This window comes from Natrinema ejinorense, from assembly GCF_002494345.1.
In the GTDB taxonomy this organism is placed as follows: Archaea; Halobacteriota; Halobacteria; order Halobacteriales; family Natrialbaceae; genus Natrinema; species Natrinema longum.
Map to the genome: position 1 here is coordinate 2017876 of NZ_NXNI01000001.1, position 17120 is coordinate 2034995.

The 17120-nt window shown below is 64.7% G+C and carries 19 protein-coding genes and 1 pseudogene; 9 read left to right on the plus strand and 11 right to left on the minus strand.

The window, feature by feature from the left end:
* Positions 1 to 80: 80 nt before the first annotated feature.
* The gene (locus CP557_RS10110; protein ID WP_097379781.1) at positions 81 to 788 is read left to right on the plus strand and encodes a class I SAM-dependent methyltransferase; all 708 of its coding nucleotides are present in this window, start codon (positions 81 to 83) and stop codon (positions 786 to 788) included.
* 71 nt (positions 789 to 859) lie between these two features.
* Positions 860 to 1759, plus strand: a complete 900-nt coding sequence (locus CP557_RS10115) for a glycosyltransferase family 2 protein (RefSeq protein ID WP_097379782.1) — start codon at positions 860 to 862, stop codon at positions 1757 to 1759.
* Between the two features lie 53 nt (positions 1760 to 1812).
* On the opposite strand, the pseudogene CP557_RS23030 reads toward CP557_RS10115, so the two are convergent.
* Positions 1813 to 1932: pseudogene (locus tag CP557_RS23030) on the minus strand (IS6 family transposase); the annotation flags it as partial.
* A 326-nt stretch (positions 1933 to 2258) separates the two neighbouring features.
* Here CP557_RS23030 and CP557_RS10120 point away from each other — a divergent pair.
* The gene (locus CP557_RS10120; protein ID WP_169924368.1) at positions 2259 to 3188 is read left to right on the plus strand and encodes an outer membrane protein assembly factor BamB family protein; all 930 of its coding nucleotides are present in this window, start codon (positions 2259 to 2261) and stop codon (positions 3186 to 3188) included.
* A gap of 215 nt (positions 3189 to 3403) precedes the next feature.
* Here CP557_RS10120 and CP557_RS10125 read toward each other — a convergent pair whose 3' ends face one another.
* From CP557_RS10125 to CP557_RS10135, 3 genes are all read right to left on the minus strand, one after another.
* Positions 3404 to 3622 (minus strand): DUF2267 domain-containing protein, encoded by a 219-nt coding sequence (locus CP557_RS10125; protein ID WP_097379784.1) that lies wholly within the window; start codon positions 3620 to 3622, stop codon positions 3404 to 3406.
* A 79-nt stretch (positions 3623 to 3701) separates the two neighbouring features.
* On the minus strand, positions 3702 to 4685 hold the full coding sequence (locus CP557_RS10130) for an LLM class flavin-dependent oxidoreductase (RefSeq protein ID WP_097379785.1): 984 nt from the start codon (positions 4683 to 4685) through the stop codon (positions 3702 to 3704).
* Positions 4686 to 4740: 55 nt separating this feature from the next.
* Entirely contained in the window at positions 4741 to 6330 is a 1590-nt protein-coding gene (locus CP557_RS10135; RefSeq protein WP_097379786.1) for an amidohydrolase, read from the minus strand.
* A 182-nt stretch (positions 6331 to 6512) separates the two neighbouring features.
* Here CP557_RS10135 and CP557_RS10140 point away from each other — a divergent pair, with 182 nt between their 5' ends.
* The 4 genes from CP557_RS10140 (at position 6513) to CP557_RS10155 (ending at position 9825) form a co-directional block, all read left to right on the plus strand.
* Positions 6513 to 6899, plus strand: a complete 387-nt coding sequence (locus tag CP557_RS10140) for a hypothetical protein (protein WP_097379787.1) — start codon at positions 6513 to 6515, stop codon at positions 6897 to 6899.
* Between the two features lie 91 nt (positions 6900 to 6990).
* A complete protein-coding gene (locus CP557_RS10145) occupies positions 6991 to 7212 on the plus strand; it encodes a hypothetical protein (RefSeq protein WP_097379788.1) in 222 nt (73 codons plus the stop codon).
* The gene (gene hmgA, locus CP557_RS10150; protein WP_097379789.1) at positions 7209 to 8486 is read left to right on the plus strand and encodes a hydroxymethylglutaryl-CoA reductase (NADPH); all 1278 of its coding nucleotides are present in this window, start codon (positions 7209 to 7211) and stop codon (positions 8484 to 8486) included. Before CP557_RS10145 ends, hmgA begins: the two co-directional genes overlap by 4 nt.
* 208 nt (positions 8487 to 8694) lie before the next feature.
* Positions 8695 to 9825: an ATP-binding protein gene (locus tag CP557_RS10155; protein WP_097379790.1), complete on the plus strand. Its 1131-nt coding sequence runs from the start codon at positions 8695 to 8697 to the stop codon at positions 9823 to 9825.
* Positions 9826 to 9853: 28 nt separating this feature from the next.
* Here the strand turns inward: CP557_RS10155 and CP557_RS10160 are convergent, their stop codons facing one another.
* Positions 9854 to 10378, minus strand: coding sequence for a DUF5817 domain-containing protein (locus tag CP557_RS10160; protein ID WP_097379791.1), 525 nt, complete (start codon positions 10376 to 10378; stop codon positions 9854 to 9856).
* A gap of 107 nt (positions 10379 to 10485) precedes the next feature.
* Positions 10486 to 10818 carry an SMR family transporter gene (locus CP557_RS10165; RefSeq protein WP_097379792.1) on the minus strand — a complete coding sequence of 111 codons (333 nt, stop codon included), beginning with the start codon at positions 10816 to 10818 and terminating at the stop codon, positions 10486 to 10488.
* 135 nt (positions 10819 to 10953) lie between these two features.
* Between CP557_RS10165 and CP557_RS10170 the strand changes: the two genes are divergently transcribed.
* The gene (locus tag CP557_RS10170) at positions 10954 to 11295 is read left to right on the plus strand and encodes a cupin domain-containing protein (RefSeq protein ID WP_097379793.1); all 342 of its coding nucleotides are present in this window, start codon (positions 10954 to 10956) and stop codon (positions 11293 to 11295) included.
* 104 nt (positions 11296 to 11399) lie between these two features.
* On the opposite strand, the gene CP557_RS22550 is transcribed toward CP557_RS10170, so the two are convergent.
* The 5 genes from CP557_RS22550 to CP557_RS10190 all read right to left on the minus strand — a co-directional run bounded on the left by CP557_RS22550 (position 11400) and on the right by CP557_RS10190 (position 16630).
* On the minus strand, positions 11400 to 11558 hold the full coding sequence (locus CP557_RS22550) for a hypothetical protein (protein ID WP_169924369.1): 159 nt from the start codon (positions 11556 to 11558) through the stop codon (positions 11400 to 11402).
* 115 nt (positions 11559 to 11673) lie between these two features.
* Entirely contained in the window at positions 11674 to 12114 is a 441-nt protein-coding gene (locus CP557_RS10175; RefSeq protein ID WP_097379794.1) for a GNAT family N-acetyltransferase, read from the minus strand.
* A gap of 66 nt (positions 12115 to 12180) precedes the next feature.
* Positions 12181 to 12948: a Nif3-like dinuclear metal center hexameric protein gene (locus CP557_RS10180; protein WP_097379795.1), complete on the minus strand. Its 768-nt coding sequence runs from the start codon at positions 12946 to 12948 to the stop codon at positions 12181 to 12183.
* Positions 12949 to 13050: 102 nt separating this feature from the next.
* Positions 13051 to 15516, minus strand: coding sequence for a cbb3-type cytochrome c oxidase subunit I (locus CP557_RS10185; protein WP_097379796.1), 2466 nt, complete (start codon positions 15514 to 15516; stop codon positions 13051 to 13053).
* A 280-nt stretch (positions 15517 to 15796) separates the two neighbouring features.
* Entirely contained in the window at positions 15797 to 16630 is an 834-nt protein-coding gene (locus CP557_RS10190; RefSeq protein ID WP_097379797.1) for a glycerophosphodiester phosphodiesterase, read from the minus strand.
* Between the two features lie 106 nt (positions 16631 to 16736).
* Here CP557_RS10190 and CP557_RS10195 point away from each other — a divergent pair, with 106 nt between their 5' ends.
* Positions 16737 to 16994 carry a hypothetical protein gene (locus CP557_RS10195; RefSeq protein WP_097379798.1) on the plus strand — a complete coding sequence of 86 codons (258 nt, stop codon included), beginning with the start codon at positions 16737 to 16739 and terminating at the stop codon, positions 16992 to 16994.
* The last annotated feature ends 126 nt before the right edge of the window (positions 16995 to 17120 follow it).

Sequence of the window (17120 nt, forward strand, 5' to 3'; positions counted from 1 at the left end):
AACGGTCGGGCGAATTTGCCAGCGACCCTCGGCGGACTCCAGTATCGTTTTATCCTCTCACAATAGTAGATTCGCCCAGTGTGAAAGGACAGGAGTGGTACCAAGCCGACGATATCGCCGAGGAATACGACGACAAACGGTTCTCCCGGGGCGGACAGCTGATCGACCGCCGCGAAAAGGAGGCCGTCCTCGAGGCCATCATGCCCGTCGAAGACCGGAAGGTCCTCGAAATCGCCTGTGGTACCGGGCGGTTCACGGTCATGCTGGCCCACCAGGGCGCCGACGTGGTCGGATTGGACATCTCGGCGGCGATGTTACAGCAAGGACGACGCAAGACGCAGGATACCGAGCTCGCAGGCAGCCTCGAGTTCCTCCGGGGCGACGCGGGCCGGCTGCCGTTTCCGGACGATCACTTCGATACCGTCGTCGCGATGCGGTTTTTCCATCTCGCGGACGATCCCGAGGGCTTCCTCGAGGAGATGCGCCGTGTCTCCCGCGATCAGATCGTCTTCGATACGTTCAACCGGTTTTCGACGCGGAGCGTCTACAACTGGGCGCTCCCGATGGGATCGCGACTCTACTCGAAGAGCGAAGTCGCGGTGCTCCTCGCGAAGACGAACCTCACGCTCGTCGACGTCGAGGACGACTTCCTCCTTCCGTACGGGCTCTACCGCTCGATCCCCAACGGGTTCGCGTCACCGCTCCGGGCGCTCGACGAGGCGGTCGGGAAACTCCCGATCAGCGACCACTTCGCGTCGGTCTCGTACTGGAACGCGAAGGTTCGATGACCGGATCGATCCGAACGATGGGTTCGATCTGAAACCCACCTATTTACTATTCGGACCTCCTATTGGCCCGTATGGAGCTCTCGGTAGTCGTGTCGACGCTTAACGACCGGGAGCGGTTGCTGTCGTGTCTCGACGCCCTCGGGGACCGGACGCCGCCGTCGACGGAGATCATCGTCGTCAACGGACCCTCCTCGGACGGAACGACCGGGACGGTCCGAGAGCGCGACGACGTCGACGTCCTCGTCGAGATTTCCGAACGAAACCGCAGCGTCTCTCGGAACGCCGGCCTCGAGGTCGCGACCGGAGATATCATCGCCTTCCTCGACGGCGAGTACGCGATCGACACCGACTGGTATTCGGCCATCGACGACGCGATCACCACCGAGACGGCGATCGTTACCGGGCCCGTCACCGGCGGCCCGGTCGGAACGACCGACCAGTCCTCACAGCGGATCGCCGGACGGACGGTGACGCTTTTCCACGGCGAAAACGTCGCGTTCGAGCGATCGGTCCTCGAGGCCATCGACGGGTTCGACGAGTACCTCGGGGAGGAAAGCGAACGCGACTGTGCCCATCGCATGGCAACGCTGGGCTGTGAGGTGACGTGGTCGGAGTCGATGGCCGCCCGCTGTGAGGTCGGAACCGACGGCGGTCGTGCCGATCCCGACTGGGGGGCAACCTACCGATCGCTGTCCTATCGGCTCGCGAAGAACTACGGTCCGCGACCGAGCGTCCTCGCTCGGACCGTCGGAAGCGCGCTCCGGGACGGTGCCAGCGGCGTTTGTCGGTTGGCGTCCGGCGACGCGACGCCGACGGGCTGGGTGTCGGACGGGACCGACGTGGTCACGAACATTGCCCGTGGGCTGTGGGACGGCGTCCGGGCCCGATACGCCGATCGATCGACCCAGCGAAATCCCAACGGGATTTCGGAGCGACACGACCGGGCAGTCCAGATCTACGATCGTCGGTAGTCGATTGCTGCGGTGATTGGCAGCCACTCACTCGCCCCGGAAATCGGGCTCCTTGGCCACGAACCGTGCTTAAGGATCATCTTTGAGTCGATAGCTATTGCAGTATATTCTCGAGACCAGTCGCCGTTGATTTTGACAGCGGTTTCGTCAATACCGACCCGCGACGGCGTCGCCGGAACGCTCGTTCTCCCGAGAGCCTTCTAAATCCGCCTCATAGCTCTCGATGAGCAGATTTGCGAGCATCAATCCAACTCAACGTCATGGCCTGCTCTCCTCTCAAACTGGCGCAACTAGACAGTGATAGTTGTTTTTCAGATATCGGTGTGAAATTATAAGTAAGAGCAAAAGCATCTATTATCGCATAGTGGATAGACGAAAATATCTGGCCCTAGGTGGAAGCGCTGTGCTAGCCGGATGTATCGGATCACCGCTTTCACTGTTGTCCGATGATTTGGTGAAATGGACGGCTAGTCTCCCTTCCGGTCCGTGGACTTCTCCAGTGATTGCTGACGGCACCGTTTATATTGGCGCAGACAACCAGCTACTAGCTTATTCGATAGAGGACGGAGACCCGATAGCGTTTCAGTTTGATGAATTGGGGACTCTCACTGCAACACCTAGTATTGTTGATGGCAAACTATTAATTCCTGTTTTCAATGAAGAGAATGAAGAGAGCGCGTTAACGAAACTCAATGACGATGGTGAAGTTATATGGAAACGAAACTTGTCTGGCGGGTATCCATTTTCTATGGATGTCCACGAGAATACCATTTCTATTCGTACTGAATCTATGGTGTTTTTGCTTAGAGAGGATGGGACAATTAAGTGGGAGGTGGAAACACCAACAGTCAACCATGATTATCTGATGCGATTAGCTGATCTTTCACCCATACTTCATAACGAGTCTGTGTTTATACCCTCTCCTAACGGACTGAATAAACGGGACCGCGAAACGGGGGTACGAGAATGGACCTCGCTACAGAGACAAGTAGCAGCGACGCCGACAGTGTCTGGAGAAACCATTTACTGTACATCAAATGAGGGGCTCGTTACGTCCATTGATAAAAACACAGGTAAGCAAAATTGGCGGAGAAGTATCTCTGGATCGTGGACCGCACCCGAAGTTGATGACGAAACTGTGTATGTTACCTCTGGAACTGATGTTCTTGCGCTCGATCGGACGAACGGTAAAACACGATGGCGGCTCGGCGACTATGGGCTTCACGGCGACTCATACACCGATCCCGTGATCGTCGAAAACACAGTAATAACCGGTTCTATCGGGCGAACGATGACGTTGGTGTCAGCAAATGATGGGCAGCGGTTGGATCACTACGAAGGGAATGGAACGAGAACAGCAATTGCAGTTGATGGCGACATCGCGGTTGCAGTTGATGGCGACCAGCTAGCAGCCCTCAATTTGCCGTAGAACTTTGTGTGGGAATATGAACGAGGGAGTACGTTGGTGCCTGTGTCGTCGACAAATCGTCGATTAGTCACGCCGTCTTTCCCGCACATTTTCCTCGAGTCATAGCTCGCAGTTCGTCTATAACTCGCTGAACCGCAGCGTCCACCAGTAGGGAGTGGACGATGTCCGGATACCAGTTAGTACTACGATCCGTCGTAGCACTGCCCCGATTGCCGTCAGGCTGCCTCCCAGGGCTTGGTCTCGAGGTCGACGAACTCGAATAGCTCCTCGAACTCCTCGGGCAACTGCGCATCCGCGTGAGCCAGTTCCCCGCCGGGAACCCGTCCGCTGACGAGGTCGACGACGGCCTTGATCCGGTAGACCGCCTCGGCCTGCCGACCGCCCTCGAGCCTGTGTTGTACCTCGCCGATGAAATCACCGTAGCTCGTACTCATCGGTGTCGACAGTGATCGAACGGTTCGGGGGCCCCCAAAACCTACCGCTACCGACGCGACGATCGAACCTGCGGGAACGTTACAGCCGAGCCGGCGCGAGCGCCTCGATCGTCGTCTCCGTGACCTCGCTCGAGGCCGGCTCCGGAACGACGACGATCGGGTGGTCGATTCCCGTCTCGGCAACGAGCGTCCGGAGCTGGTCGCGGGCTTCCTCAGGCGTGCCGGCGACGCCGAGATCGGCGATCATGTCGTCGGTCACCGCGCTCGCAGCAGCCCGTTTGTCGCCCTCGCGCCACGCCTCGGCGATCCGGTCCGCCGCCGTCGGGAACGCCGTCGCGACGGCCCGGCGATACCCCTCACCGCTCCCGACGTAGTAGGCGACGTGTCGGCGCAGGGTCTCGCGAGCGTCGGCCGGCTCCTCGCTGACCGCCGACGGAACGTACGGCGCGATCGTGATCTCGTCGGGCTCCCGGTCGCGTTCCCGCGCAGCCGTCGCGACCTCCTCGAACGCGTCCTCGAGGCGCGAGAAGGGGATGTTGTGCGGGATCCAGCCGTCGCACAGTCGGCCGACGACGCGCCGGTTGGCCGGCCCGAGTCCGGCGTGGTAGATCGGGACGTCGGTTTCGACCGACGGAAAGTTCGCCGCCTCGAGCACCTCGCCCTCGTACTCGACGGCCTCGCCGGTACCGGCGGTGAACTCGCGAATCAGCTCGATCGTCTCGTGAGCACGCCGTACCGGTCGATCGAACGCCATTCCGTGGAGGCCCTCGACTGCGGTCGCCGTACTCGTCCCGAGCCCGAGCGTGAACCGTCCCTCGGAGGAACGGGCAAGCGAGGTGGCCGTCATCGCGAGGACGGCCGGCGACCGGGAGTAGACGTTCAAAATCGCGGTTCCGATGCCGATTTCGTCGGTCCGGCAGGCCATCTCGGTCGCCTGCACCACGCCGCTTTCGCCCCAGAGCTCGCCGACCCAGACGGCGTCGTATCCCTGCGATTCGGCTCGAACGGCGACATCCCCGAGATTCACGTCGCCGAACGACGTGACCATGAGTCCAACGTCCATGCTCCCGCCGTTGCTCCCCAGCGACAAAAATCGACTCCCCAGAAGGGGGCGACGGTCACGTCGGTCGGTCGTCGAAGACCACATCGCCGTCGACGAGCGTCATCGTGACCTCGATCTCGTCGATCCGATCCGAGTGGGCCCACGGAGACTCCTCGAGCACGACCAGATCCCCTCGCGTGCCGGGCTCGATGGCCCCGAGCCGGTCGCCGTCGAAGCCGGCCTCGGCCCCGCCCTGTGTGTAGGCGCGGAGTGCCTCCGTAACGGACAGTCGCTGCGCTTCCGTCGGCGCGTTTACCGCATGCTGGACCCCCAATAGCGGGTCGAGAGGCATACAGTCCGACCCGAACGCGAGGGTGACGCCCGCCTCGAGGACTCGGCGGAACCGGTTCGTCCGATCGCGTCGGTCCTCGCCCAGCCGCCTGTCGTAGAGCCCACCCGCCGCCGCCCAGCGGAGGAAGTTCGGCTGCATCGACGCGACGATCCCGGCCTCGGCCATGCGTTCGAGGTGGTCGTCGGTCGCCAGCTCCGCGTGTTCGATCCGGTGGCGCGAGCCGCCGGGATCGGCGGTCGACTCGAGGGCCGACAGCGTCTCCTCGATCGCTTCGTCGCCGATGGCGTGGACGCAGAGCTGGAATCCCTCCGCGTTGGCGCGCTCGACGAGGTCGGCGAGGTCGGCGGGGTGGACGACCCACTGCCCCCGCTCGTCCATCGCGTCGCCGGAAGCTGCCAGTTCGGCGTCGTCGCGACCGGCGTCCGCATACGGCTCCCGCAACTTCGCCGTCCGACTCCCGAAACTCCCATCGGAGAAGGACTTGATCGCGCCGGTCCGGACGCGTCCGTCGCCGTCGTTCGTTCCCACTCCGACCTCGACGAGTGCCTCGAGGTGGTCGCTCCAGTAATCGATCCGGACGCGCAGCGGGAGGTCGCCGTCGGCGGCCATGTCGCGGTAGACGCGCGGGGCGACGGAGCCACGAACCTTGTCGTGGACGCCGGTGACACCGCGTTCGACCGCGTCCGCCGTCGCCGCCGCGAGAAGCGCTCGCATCTCCTCGCGGTCGGCCGTGAGCCGCTCTCTGACCACCGTGGCCGCATCCTCGACGGCGACGCCGGTCGGCTCGCCGTCCTCGCGTCGAAGGTCGGCGTCGGGAAGGTCGTCCGCGAGGCGCTCGAGGGCGACCGTGTTCAGCGACGCGGTATGCAGGTCGACCCGCATCGCGACGACCGGCCGCTCCTCGCTGACGCGGTCGAGTTCCGTCCGCGTGAGCGGCGTCGAATCCGCCGCCGACCACTCGCTCTCGTCGTAGCCGAACCCGAGGACCCACTCGCGATCGGGGTCGTCGTCCGCGTCTGCCCGAAGCAGATCGACACACTCCCCGGCGGAGTCGGCGGTCGAGAGATCCGCGTGGACCAGGTGCTGTCCCAGTTGCTCCATGTGCGTGTGCGCATCGATGAACCCCGGCAGAACGACGCGACCGCCGCAGTCGATCACGTCGGTTTCGATTCCCGCGAGGAACTCGAGTTCGTCCGTGGTTCCGAGCCGGACGAGTTCGCCATCGCGGATCGCGACTGCCTCGTGGACGCTGTCGGGTTCGGTGAGCGTATGGACTTCCGCGTCGAGCAGCAAGCGATCGGCGGCCTCCGTCATGGGAGTGAGCCCGCGGTCGAGTAGGAAAAGAATTGGGACCGAGAACGGATCGGTTGGACGCGACCCAGGGGATCGGAAGCTCGAGTGTAAGGAACGCCAAACGCCGAAATACGGACGTAACGCCGGCCTACAAACGCGATCCGGGCACAAGGTTGACGTAGCCGTTCGTGGACTGTCCACCTATGATCGATCGCGAAAGCCGCATCGTGTTCGGCTCGTTGCTCCTGTTCGTCCTCGCGCACGCCGGCTCGAGCATCGTCGATCGCCAGTTCGGGATCGCGCTGACCGGGCGGCCGTTGCTGTCGTTTCTCCTGTTTGCCGGCGTCGCCGTCGCACTCCCCCAGCTGTATCTCGCGGTCACGGACGGCGGGCTGTCCCCGCGAAGCAGGCTCCGGTTCGTCGCGGTCGCCACGGCCACGTTTGCGGTCGCGTTCGCCGCCGACGCCGACGGCCTTCGCAATCTCCTGATCGCGACGATCGGCACCGCCTCGCTCCTCGGACTGCTCTGTTATGAAGTCCTCGCGGACTATCGCGCCGCCAGCGACGGGCCCGTGATCGGCCTCTCGTAGTCGGGTCGCGGTATCATCGGTTCGGTCCCCCCCGCTGGAGTCGTCTTCGCCGAGGTGGTACTCGCGGAACGATGGCTGGCGATCACGGTCAGTGGCTGTCGCGGCGATAGCCGCCGACGGTTCCGGTCGACTTCAAGACCGGCTACTCATCGGTATCGGTAGCGGCGCGTTCCTCGTGCTCGTCGGCTACGAACTCGTCGCGGGCTGTCGGGACTCGAAGGCAGCGGAGCCACGGAGCGAACCCGGTCGACCGCACTCGAGCCACGACGATCAGCAACTGTTAGGGCCCACCACCCTCTTGGCCCATCCATGACAGACCCCGAGGAACTCGCCGAGCGGGTGCGCGAGGGCGACCTCCGCATTCACGAACTCGAGGATCACGCCGACTACGACACCGCGGCCCGGGCGCGTCGGCTGTTCATCGAACGGGAGACGGGAACGGACCTCGAAGCGATCGGGGAGTACGCCTTCCCCGCCGAGCAGGCGGATCCGAACATCGAGAACATGATCGGCGCCGCACAGGTGCCGATGGGGGTCGTCGGTCCCGTCCCCGTCAACGGTGAGGAAACCTCACCGACCTCGCAGAACTCGGGGAGGTCTGCGAACGACGGCGGCGCGGCCGACGGCGAACACTACCTGCCGCTCGCGACGACCGAAGGCGCGCTCCTGGCGTCGGTCAACCGCGGCCTTTCGGTGATCGGCGCGGCCGGCGGAGCCGACGCCCGCGTCACGAAAAACGGGATGACTCGAGCGCCGGTCTTTCGGGTTGGGGGCGTCGTCGAGGCCGCCGAGACCGTCGAGTGGGTCGAAGCGAATTTCGAGGCCCTGCGCGAGGCCGCCGAATCGACGACGAGCCACGGCGAACTGCTCGACATCGAGCCGTACGTCGTCGGCGACTCGGTCTACCTCCGGTTCGCCTACGACACCAAGGACGCGATGGGAATGAACATGGCGACGATCGCGACCGGCGAGGCCTGCGAACTCGTCGAAGCTGAAACCCCTGCCTCGCTCGTGGCGCTCTCGGGCAACCTCTGTTCGGACAAGAAACCCGCTGCCGTCAACGCCGTCGAGGGACGGGGCCGCTCTGTCACCGCCGACGCCGTGATCCCCGGCGACCTCCTCGAGGAGCGACTCCACACGACCGCCGACGCCATCGCCGAGGCCAACACCCGCAAGAACCTGATCGGCAGCGCCAAGGCGGGCAGTCTGGGGTTCAACGCTCACGCAGCCAACGTGGTCGGTGCGGCTTTCCTCGCGACCGGACAGGACGAGGCCCAGGTCGTCGAAGCGGCCAACACGATCACGACGATGGACGCCCGCGAGCGCGAGGACGGCTCCACCGACCTCTACGCCAGCGTCTCGCTTGCCTCCCTCGAGGTCGGTACCGTCGGCGGCGGGACGACGCTGTCGACGCAGGCCGAAGCGCTCGAGATCCTCGGTCTCCGCGGCGGGGGCGATCCGCCGGGGTCGAACGCCGACGCACTCGCCGAGATCATCGCGGTCGGCGCGCTCGCCGGCGAACTCTCCCTGCTCGGGGCGCTCTCCTCGCGACACCTCGCGAGCGCCCACGAGGATCTGGGTCGGTAGGAATCGGGGGCGGAGGTCGATGTCCCGGTCGCGAGCACGCTCCGGGGAGCGTCCGCCCTCGACGCGTAAAACTAATCGGAAATACTCATATTTCAGTTATTTCCTCGTGTAGAACTAGCGCCTTCGAGAGCGCTTTACTCGGCAGGTAATGGAACATCCACATCGAACCTGCCAGAACGTATAAGCGTAGTGGGGGCATATCGATCACATGGCTCAGCGCTGGCTCCGGACGAACGCCGCCCTCCTCGTTGGCGCGTTCGGAACGGCGCTGTTTTTGCTCGCGGTGGGGCACCACGCGACCGAGTTGTCCACCCACGACGGGATAGGGCCGATCCTCGCAGTGCTTCTCGATGGCACCCCGGCACTGGGCCTCGTCTTCGTCGGGTACTGGCTTTCGGCCAGCGATCTCTCGACCGATGGCCGGTGGACCGTGTGGCTCTGGTGTCTCGCCGGAGCCGTCCTGATCGGGGCCGTCATGGGTGCCACGGTCCTCGTACGGGCGCTCGAAGGGCGGACCATCGCCGAACCCGTCTTCCCGCTGCTGGTCGCAGTCGAGGCGGGGGCCATCGCGGGCAGCGTCGCCGGCTACTACAACGCTCGAGCACGGGCGGATGCCCGGCAGGCCGAAACGGTGACTGGCGCGTTCGCGTTCGTCAATACCCTCATCCGTCACGATCTGCGCAACGACCTGAACGTAATCCAGGGCTACGCCGACTCGATGGCGACCGCAGCCGACTCGACGGCTACCGAACCGGATCCCAACGACCCAACAGTCATCCTCGAGAAAACCGACGAGGCGCTCACCCGTATCGAAACGACGGAAGCGATCGCCGACATCCTGATCGGCGATCCGGCGTTCGAGCCGGTCGACCTCGCGGCGATCACCGCCGAGATGGCCACTCGAGTCGACGAGACGTTCGAGGTGGACGTAACGACTGCCCTCCCCGAGCGGGCCTACGTCACCGCCAACTCCGGACTGCGATCGATCGTCGACAACCTCCTGGAGAACGCCGCCGAACACAACGATGCCGACGAGCCACGGATCCACGTCGAGGTGACGGTCGCGTCGGAGACGGTCCGACTGTCCGTCCGCGACAACGGACCGGGGATTCCCGACGCACGGAAGGGAGCGGTCTTCGATACCAACGCGGAGGGATCCACGGGTGGGCTCTCGCTGGTCGGCACCCTGATCGACGGCTACGGTGGGAGGGCATGGGTCGAGGACAACGACCCTCGGGGCACGGTTTTCGTCGTGGAACTTCCCCGAGTGACCGATCCGAACAGCAACGACGATCCAGTCGATGCGGTCGAAACAGCCCGGTCGAGAGCAGCCGGGTGACCGCAGCGCCGTCGGTACCGTCCGCGACTCAGAGCAGTCGGTACCGTCCGCGACTCTCGCTGACGACGCCGCGTCGCGTGAGCGTCTCGAGTATCTTCCTGACGGAGTCGGCCCCGACCCCGCGTTCGGCGGCGTAGTCGACGACGTCGGCTTCGGTCGGTTCCTCGAGGCGCTCGAGTGCGCGCTCGACGATCTCTTTCTTACTGCCACTCCGGGTGGGCCCGCGCGGATCCCGGTCGCCGGCCGCGTCGATCTCGTCGACGTTCAGTCCGGCTTCCTCGAGGTACTCGTCGTCGTCGACGACGCCGTCGGCCACGTCGTCCTCGAGCGCGGCGAAGGAGTCCAGTTCGGCGAAGGCCTCGCCCTCACCCTGTCGGTTCGCGAGCATCGACGCTCGCACGTCGCGAGCGTGGGCCGCGTCGTCGGTCTCGACGAACTTCTTGCGCTTCTCGAAGGCCCGGCGCGAGCCACAGCGGGGACACTGGGTCGTCTCCGATCGGCCCTCGATGATCCAGAGGTTCGAACACTCGCTACAGCCGACGACGGCGTACATGTCTCGCAGTGGTCCCTCGGGACAGTTCAACGTTCGGCAATCGGAGTGAAACTGGTCGGTTTCGTCGACGGCCGTCCAGCGGGTATCGCCGCCGAGAAACCGGGCGGTCAGTGCGCGGAGACGTCGGAGACGATGTTCAGACAGTAGACGCCCGCGAGGATGAGGCCGACGCCGATGACGGCCGCTCCGTCGAGCCGTTCGTCGAACGCCACCACCCCGACCGACACGATACCGACGATACCGAGCGCGGCCCACGTCGCGTAGACGATGCCGACCGGCAACTCCTCGAGAGTGAGCGAGAGGAGGTAGAACGCGAGGCCGTAGCCGACGAGAACGCCGAGACTGGGGAGTGGCCGCGAGAAGCCTTCGGAGAGCTTGAGCGCCGTCGTTCCCAACAGCTCGGAGAGGATCGCTCCGGCGAGTATGGCGTACGGATTCATACGAGCCCATATATATAGAAAGTTGATATTTGTTTCGAAACGTGATGCGGACCGAACCCACGAGACGATCGACCGAGTGGGGCGCAGCCGCCGCTATCCGCGGAATTATGTCGGTCGCCCCCGTCGGAACTGCGTATGGAACGCGTTTCGCTCGACGACTGCGAGCCGTCGGAAGCGGCTGACGGCGTCCACCTGGCACTGATGGCCGGCACCGACTCGATGAACGTCCAACACTTCGAGATCGAGCCCGGTGCCGTCGTCGACGAGCACAGCCACCCACACGAGCAAACCGGCTTCATCGTCGCGGGCGAACTCGTCTTTCTCGTCGACGGGACGGAACTCGTCTGCGAACCGGGCGATTCCTACGCGATTCCGGGCGACCAGCCCCACGCCGCGGAGAACCGGGGCGACGAGACCGTCCGCGGGATCGACATCTTCAGCCCGCCGCGCGAAAACCCGAGCTGGCAGTCCGACTGATCGGGCGAGAAGCCTCGAGCCGTCACACTATCGTAGTCACTGAAACGATTTACACACTGATCGCAACGCCGTCGTGCGATCGGGTGTGCAATGACTTTCAGTGACTACGATAGGAGTGCGGTCACCAGCTGGAAGAAGACGAACAGCCCGACGCCGGTAATCGCGACCGCGAGCCCGAGGGGAAGGGCGATACGGAGGGTCTTCCGGACCGCAGCTGCCGTTGTCGACGCCGCTTTCGTGGGAATGTGCATCGCCTGTGCCATACCGGCGACACCAGATGCACGGACTTGAATTTCAGTCAGACGGACGACAGACGCCCTCTCGACCGGGTTGCCGGTGAGCCAGGGGAGAACGGCGGTCCGCAGGTCCGCTCGTCGATCACTGCGGTCGCTTTCGCATCTCGACGTGTGGAATGCCTGCCTCCTCGAACTCGTCGCCGACCTGTTCGTACCCGCGCTCTCGATAGAACCCGACGACGCGGGTTTGAGAGTGCAACACGAGGGTCTCGAGACCCCGCGATTCGGCGCGCGTTTCGACGGCGTCCATCAGCGCTTGGCCGACCCCCTCACCGCGGCGCGAACGACGGACGGCGACGCGCTCGACCTTGCCGACATCGCCCGCGCCGTCCGTAAGCCGTCGGAGCCGCGCGGCTCCGATCGCTTCGTCGTCGTCGACGGCGACCAGGTGCGTCGCCTCGCTGTCGTGGTCGTCGTATTCGAGCGCCTCGTCGACGCCCTGTTCCTCGACGAACACCTCCCGACGAACTGCGAACGCAGCCTCCCGATCGGCCTCACTCTCCGCGACTCGTACCTCGAGCATCGCCCCACCGTAGGGCGACCACGTCCGAGAACGTTCCGATATGGGGCGTCGGCGCGGTTCCGATCGCTACAGCCCGGTCGGCACGTCGAGGAAGGTCGTCTCGAGGCCCCATTCGCCGACCAGTTCCTGAAGCGACCGCACGCCGAACGTCTCCGTCGCGTAGTGCCCGGCGAGGAAGACGTGAATCCCGGCCTCCTGGGCCTCGTGGTAGGCTTTCCCCTTCCCCTCACCCGTGACGAGCGCGTCGGCGTCGGCCGCGACGGCGTCGTCGAGCCAGTCGGTGCCGCTGCCGGTGACGATCGCCACGTCCTCGATCCGCTCGGGGCCGAAATCGAGGTGCTGGATCGGCTGGCCGCCCGTATCGAGGGTGGCCTCGAGTCGCTCGCGTACCTCGTCGGCCGCGTAGGGGTCGGCTGTCCGCCCGCGCTGGCCGACGTACTCGGGACCGAGCTCGCCGAAGGGGGACCGATCCTCGAGGTCGAGCAGGTCGGCGACGCCGGCGGCGTTGCCCAGCTCCTGATGGCCGTCCAGCGGGAGGTGCGAGACGTACAGCGCGAGGTCGTTCTCGATCAGGGGGGCGATCCGGTCGTAGGTTCGTCCGGTCACGCGGTCGAAACCGCCCCACGAGAGCCCGTGGTGGACGACGAGCAGATCCGCGTCGGCCTCGATCGCCCTCTCGAACGTCTCGCGGACGCCGTCGACGGCGACGGCGACGCGTTCGATCTCGCCCTCATCCGGCCCGACCTGCAGGCCGTTCGCGCTGGCGTCGAGGTCGGCGTAGTCGGCGGTTCCAAGCTCCTCGTCGAGTCGGTCGACGATCCGTGAGAGTTCCATACCACTCGTTGGCCGGGGATCTCCTTGTATCGGCTGGTTTCAGCCGGTCGTACGACGGCCTCGAGTGTGGCTCGCTTCTCACGCGTAGAAATCACGACCGTGCTACATGAGATAGAACAGCGGGAACAGGATCACCCAGACGATGTCGACGAAGTGCCAGTAGAGCCCGAAGTACTCGACTGGCCGGTGGTCCCGGAGGTAGGCATCGACGGACACGACGCGGTAGATCATGAACCCGGCGATGAGCAAGCCGAGGATGACGTGGAGCGCGTGCAGCCCCGTCGTCACGAAGTACATCGAGTACTGGAGTTCGGTGAACCAGTAGATGCCGTGGGCGAACTCCTGGCCCCACTCGTAGCCTTTGATTCCGAGGAACGTGAGCCCGAGCAACAGCGTGGCCCCCATCGACGCCAGCAGGCCGCGCTTATTCTCGCGTTCGGCCATCACCAGCGCGAGGATGACGGTAAAACTCGAGGTCAACAGGACGTAGGTGTTGACGAGACCGACCACCTCGGAGGGCGGGACGGGCTCGATCTCGCCCCAGCCGGTGTGGAGCCGCATGAACACGTACGCCCCGATGACGGCACCGAAGACGACGACGTCGGATGCGAGGAAGAACCAGACACCGGTTTTCGTGGTTCCGACGCCCTCGAAGGGCCACCGCTCGGCGATCGCCATCTCGGGGGCGTCGAACCGCTCGCGACCGTACTGGAAGAGCGTGACCAGGAGGATGCCGACACCGACGACCGAGAGCGCGGGATAGACCAGGGTGGTCGAACCGACGCCGGAAACCTCCGCCCCGCGCGGGATGGCGAACTCGGCGACCCACGGGGTCAGCCCCGACAGTCCGAGGAACGTGACGAACATGCCGATCCCGATTCCGAACGGCCAGATACTCGCGTGATCCTCGTGGCCCGCCTCGAGGGGCTCGGGGTGGTCGACTCGCTCGTGGCCGGTCGCGCCGCCGTCGGTCGCGGTCGCATCGTCGACGAACTCGAGGCGGCCGCTGGCGTAGCTGGGCCGATCGGGCCAGTTCTCGAGGGGCGGCGGCGAGGTGGTCGCCCACTCGGCGGTTCGGGAAAACGCCCACGGGTTGTCGGGTGCGTCGGGGCCCGAAACCAGGCTCTTTGCGAGCGTGACGAAGACGAGCAGGACGGACAGACCGAGGACGAACGCTCCGACGGTCGCCAGCTGGTGGTAGAGCTGTGCTCCCTCGCCGTAGTGGAAGACACGCCGGGGCGTCTCCCAGGCGATGAACATCGGGAAGTACAGCAGGTTGAACCCGAAGAAGTAGACGGCGAAGCTGAGTTTGCCGAGCCGCTCGGAGTACATCTTCCCGGTGATCTTGGGCCACCAGTAGTAGAGCCCGCCGATCAGCGCGGTGACGCCCGCGACCATCACGTAGTGGAAGTGAGCGACGACCCAGTAGGTGCCACGGAACTCGTAGTCGAGGACGACGGCACCAAGGAAGACGCCCGTAATGCCGCCGATGATGAACAACACGAGCGCACCCAGCGTGAAGAGAAACGGCGTCGTAAACCGGACGCGGCCCTTGACCATGGTATAGATTATCGCGAAGACCATCAGGTCGAAGGGTAACGAGATCCCGATCGTCGTCGCCATAAAGAGCGTCTTGATCGGGAGGTTGATCGTGGTCAGGAACATGTGATGCATCCAGACCAGGAAGGACTGCACCGCAACCAGCACCATCGCGATGATGACCCACTTCCGACCGACGAGTCGGCGTCCGGTAAACGTCTGTACCGTCTCGAATATGATCCCAAGCGCGGGGAAGAAGACGATGTAGACCTCCGGATGGCCGAAGAACCAGAAGATGTGTCCCCAGAGCAGGCTCGAGCCCTGCTCCGTCGACGAGAAATACTGCGTCAGCAGGATACGGTCGGTGAGCATGAGGATCAATGCGGCCAGCAACGCCGCGAAGGCAAACAGCATCATCCAGACGGTCAGCAGCGTCCCCCAGGTGAACAGGGGCATGTTCCAGAGCCCCATCCCCTCGGCGCGACAGCAGTGGATCGTCGTCAGGAAGTTCACGGAACCGAGGGTAACCGACATGGTAAACAGGACCAACGCGAGGATCGTCGTGTTTCCGCCCGTGGTCAGCGCGTAGCCGGGATTGTAGATCGGCACGTTCAGCGGGGCGTACATGTACCAGCCGTTGGCCCACGACGTTCCCTGAAAGAACGAGAGCAAGACGAGAATCCCCGAAAACAGGTAGAACCAGTAGCTCAATGCGTTCAGCCGTGGGAACGCGAGGTCTTTCGCCCCGATCTGTAAGGGGACGACGTAGTTCGCGAACGCGAAGCCAAGCGGCGAAATGAACCAGAACACCATCAGGAGTCCGTGGACCGAAACCGCCTGATTGTACTCGGTGTTCGTGAGCAGTCCGGTCCCACCGGCCTCCCAGAGGTGGAGGCGAAACACCAGTGCCAGCACGCCGCCCGCCACGAGCAAGAACAGCGCGGTCACCAGATAGAGGATCCCGACGTCTTTGTGGTTGGTCGTCACCAGCCACCGCTTGATCGTCGTCCGCGGGGGCAACTCACTCATCGGTGGCCACCTCCCACCCTAGTCGGCGTCTCGAGTCCGCGCCGTCCCCGACCGATGGCGTGTCGGAGCGGCCGACGTCCCACCGGTCGAGACGACTCGTCGAAGACACGACTGAAACCATACTCAACACATCCTCATTACGATTCGCCGTATCAAGATGTCCGGTGCGTTTGCAAGCAGTACTCGACGGATCGGTTCTCCTCGAATCCAGGATGTTGCCAGTAGCAGCCGTCAGACCTCCTTGCGGGACGATAGCGGGTCGACGCCCCATCCGCCGGCGTTACCGATCGCTCGAGCCCCCAGCCAGCCCCGGATAGTCGGCGACGACCCCGTCGACGCCGGCGGCTGCGAGGTCGTCGAACTGGATCCAGTTCGTCGCCGTCCAGACGTTGACCGCCCGCCCCTCGTCGTGGGCCACGGCGAGAACGTCGACCGCGGGCGCTTCGTCCGACAGCCCTGCGTACGCCGTCGCGGTCAGTTCCGTCCCGGAAATCGCGTTTCGCGGCGGGTGGATCGCCTCGCAGTCGTAGCGACGCGCGATCTCGAGGCCGGCCTCGAGGTCGTCCCAGATCAACGGTGCGGCTGCGTACGTGGTCGTGGCCGCCCGGAGCGCCGCGATCGCCCCCTCGCAAAACGACGAAAAGAGGAGGTCGCCGTCGAAGGCCCTACAGTCGGCGACGACGCGCTCGACGAACGGCTGCCACACCGCCCGTCGCCGGGCACGCTCGTCCGGGGAAAGCGACTCCCCGATTCGCAGGTCGGTCGTCCCGGGGGTCTTCAGTTCCACGTTGATACCGACCGTCTCTGGAACCGCCGCGAGTAGCTCCGACAGCGTCGGGATCGTGGCATCGGTGCCCAACACCCGCGTCTCCCGTAGTTCCTCGAGGGGCGTCTCCCAGACGAGTCCGGTGGCGTCGGTGAGCGCTCGCCCGTCGCGACGTTCCCCGAGACGCTCGTCGTGGACGACCACCGGCGTCCCGCAGGCCGCCGGCTGGACGTCGATCTCGAGCATCGCGGTCTCCTCGTGAGCGGCCGCCCGCTGGGCAGCAGCGACGGTGTTCTCGGGCGCGACGCCGGCGTAGCCGCGGTGTGCGATGACGGCGGGACGGGGCATAGCGGATCGACGATCGGCCGGCTAATGGAAGCTCCGAAGACGGACGGAGCGGCGACGTGGCGTCTCCCGGCCAGCCGTTGATGCGTCTGCTCCGTGAACGTCCGGTATGACCGAGCCCACCCTTACGGACGTCGAACGCGCCCTCGATCGTGCCGCCGGCCTCGAGACCGCGGAGGCCGTCTCGGTGTTGCGAACGGCCCGACAGGACGTTCGGGATCTGGCGAACAACCCTGACGTGGACGAGGAGCGGCGACAGGAACTGGAAACCCGACTCGAGCAGCGGATCCGCGAGGTCAAAGAGCGCGACGCCTACGACAGCGGGCTGGGATCGGCGATGAACCCGGCCGAGGACGACGCCCCATAAGAGCGTGTCCGAGCGCCGTCTAACGGCGTCGCCCACGGTCGTGAACGCTGGACACTATCGCGTGCGGGAGCGCTCCGGCGGGGAGAGAGACACGTCGCTTGGACGTCTCCGTCTCTGTGACCGTCG

Excerpts from the sequence above, each read along its gene's own strand:
- CP557_RS10175 (WP_097379794.1), bottom strand. The coding sequence starts at position 12,114 with ATGCTCGAGGTACGAGTCGCGGAGAGTGAGGCCGATCGGGAGGCTGCG.
- CP557_RS10180 (WP_097379795.1), bottom strand. The coding sequence starts at position 12,948 with ATGGAACTCTCACGGATCGTCGACCGACTCGACGAGGAGCTTGGAACC.
- CP557_RS22550 (WP_169924369.1), bottom strand. The coding sequence starts at position 11,558 with ATGGCACAGGCGATGCACATTCCCACGAAAGCGGCGTCGACAACGGCA.
- CP557_RS10130 (WP_097379785.1), bottom strand. The coding sequence starts at position 4,685 with ATGGACGTTGGACTCATGGTCACGTCGTTCGGCGACGTGAATCTCGGG.
- CP557_RS10195 (WP_097379798.1), top strand. The coding sequence starts at position 16,737 with ATGACCGAGCCCACCCTTACGGACGTCGAACGCGCCCTCGATCGTGCC.
- CP557_RS10125 (WP_097379784.1), bottom strand. The coding sequence starts at position 3,622 with ATGAGTACGAGCTACGGTGATTTCATCGGCGAGGTACAACACAGGCTC.
- CP557_RS10155 (WP_097379790.1), top strand. The coding sequence starts at position 8,695 with ATGGCTCAGCGCTGGCTCCGGACGAACGCCGCCCTCCTCGTTGGCGCG.
- CP557_RS10170 (WP_097379793.1), top strand. The coding sequence starts at position 10,954 with ATGGAACGCGTTTCGCTCGACGACTGCGAGCCGTCGGAAGCGGCTGAC.
- CP557_RS10190 (WP_097379797.1), bottom strand. The coding sequence starts at position 16,630 with ATGCCCCGTCCCGCCGTCATCGCACACCGCGGCTACGCCGGCGTCGCG.
- CP557_RS10115 (WP_097379782.1), top strand. The coding sequence starts at position 860 with ATGGAGCTCTCGGTAGTCGTGTCGACGCTTAACGACCGGGAGCGGTTG.
- CP557_RS10185 (WP_097379796.1), bottom strand. The coding sequence starts at position 15,516 with ATGAGTGAGTTGCCCCCGCGGACGACGATCAAGCGGTGGCTGGTGACG.
- CP557_RS10165 (WP_097379792.1), bottom strand. The coding sequence starts at position 10,818 with ATGAATCCGTACGCCATACTCGCCGGAGCGATCCTCTCCGAGCTGTTG.
- CP557_RS10140 (WP_097379787.1), top strand. The coding sequence starts at position 6,513 with ATGATCGATCGCGAAAGCCGCATCGTGTTCGGCTCGTTGCTCCTGTTC.
- hmgA (WP_097379789.1), top strand. The coding sequence starts at position 7,209 with ATGACAGACCCCGAGGAACTCGCCGAGCGGGTGCGCGAGGGCGACCTC.
- CP557_RS10160 (WP_097379791.1), bottom strand. The coding sequence starts at position 10,378 with ATGTACGCCGTCGTCGGCTGTAGCGAGTGTTCGAACCTCTGGATCATC.
- CP557_RS10135 (WP_097379786.1), bottom strand. The coding sequence starts at position 6,330 with ATGACGGAGGCCGCCGATCGCTTGCTGCTCGACGCGGAAGTCCATACG.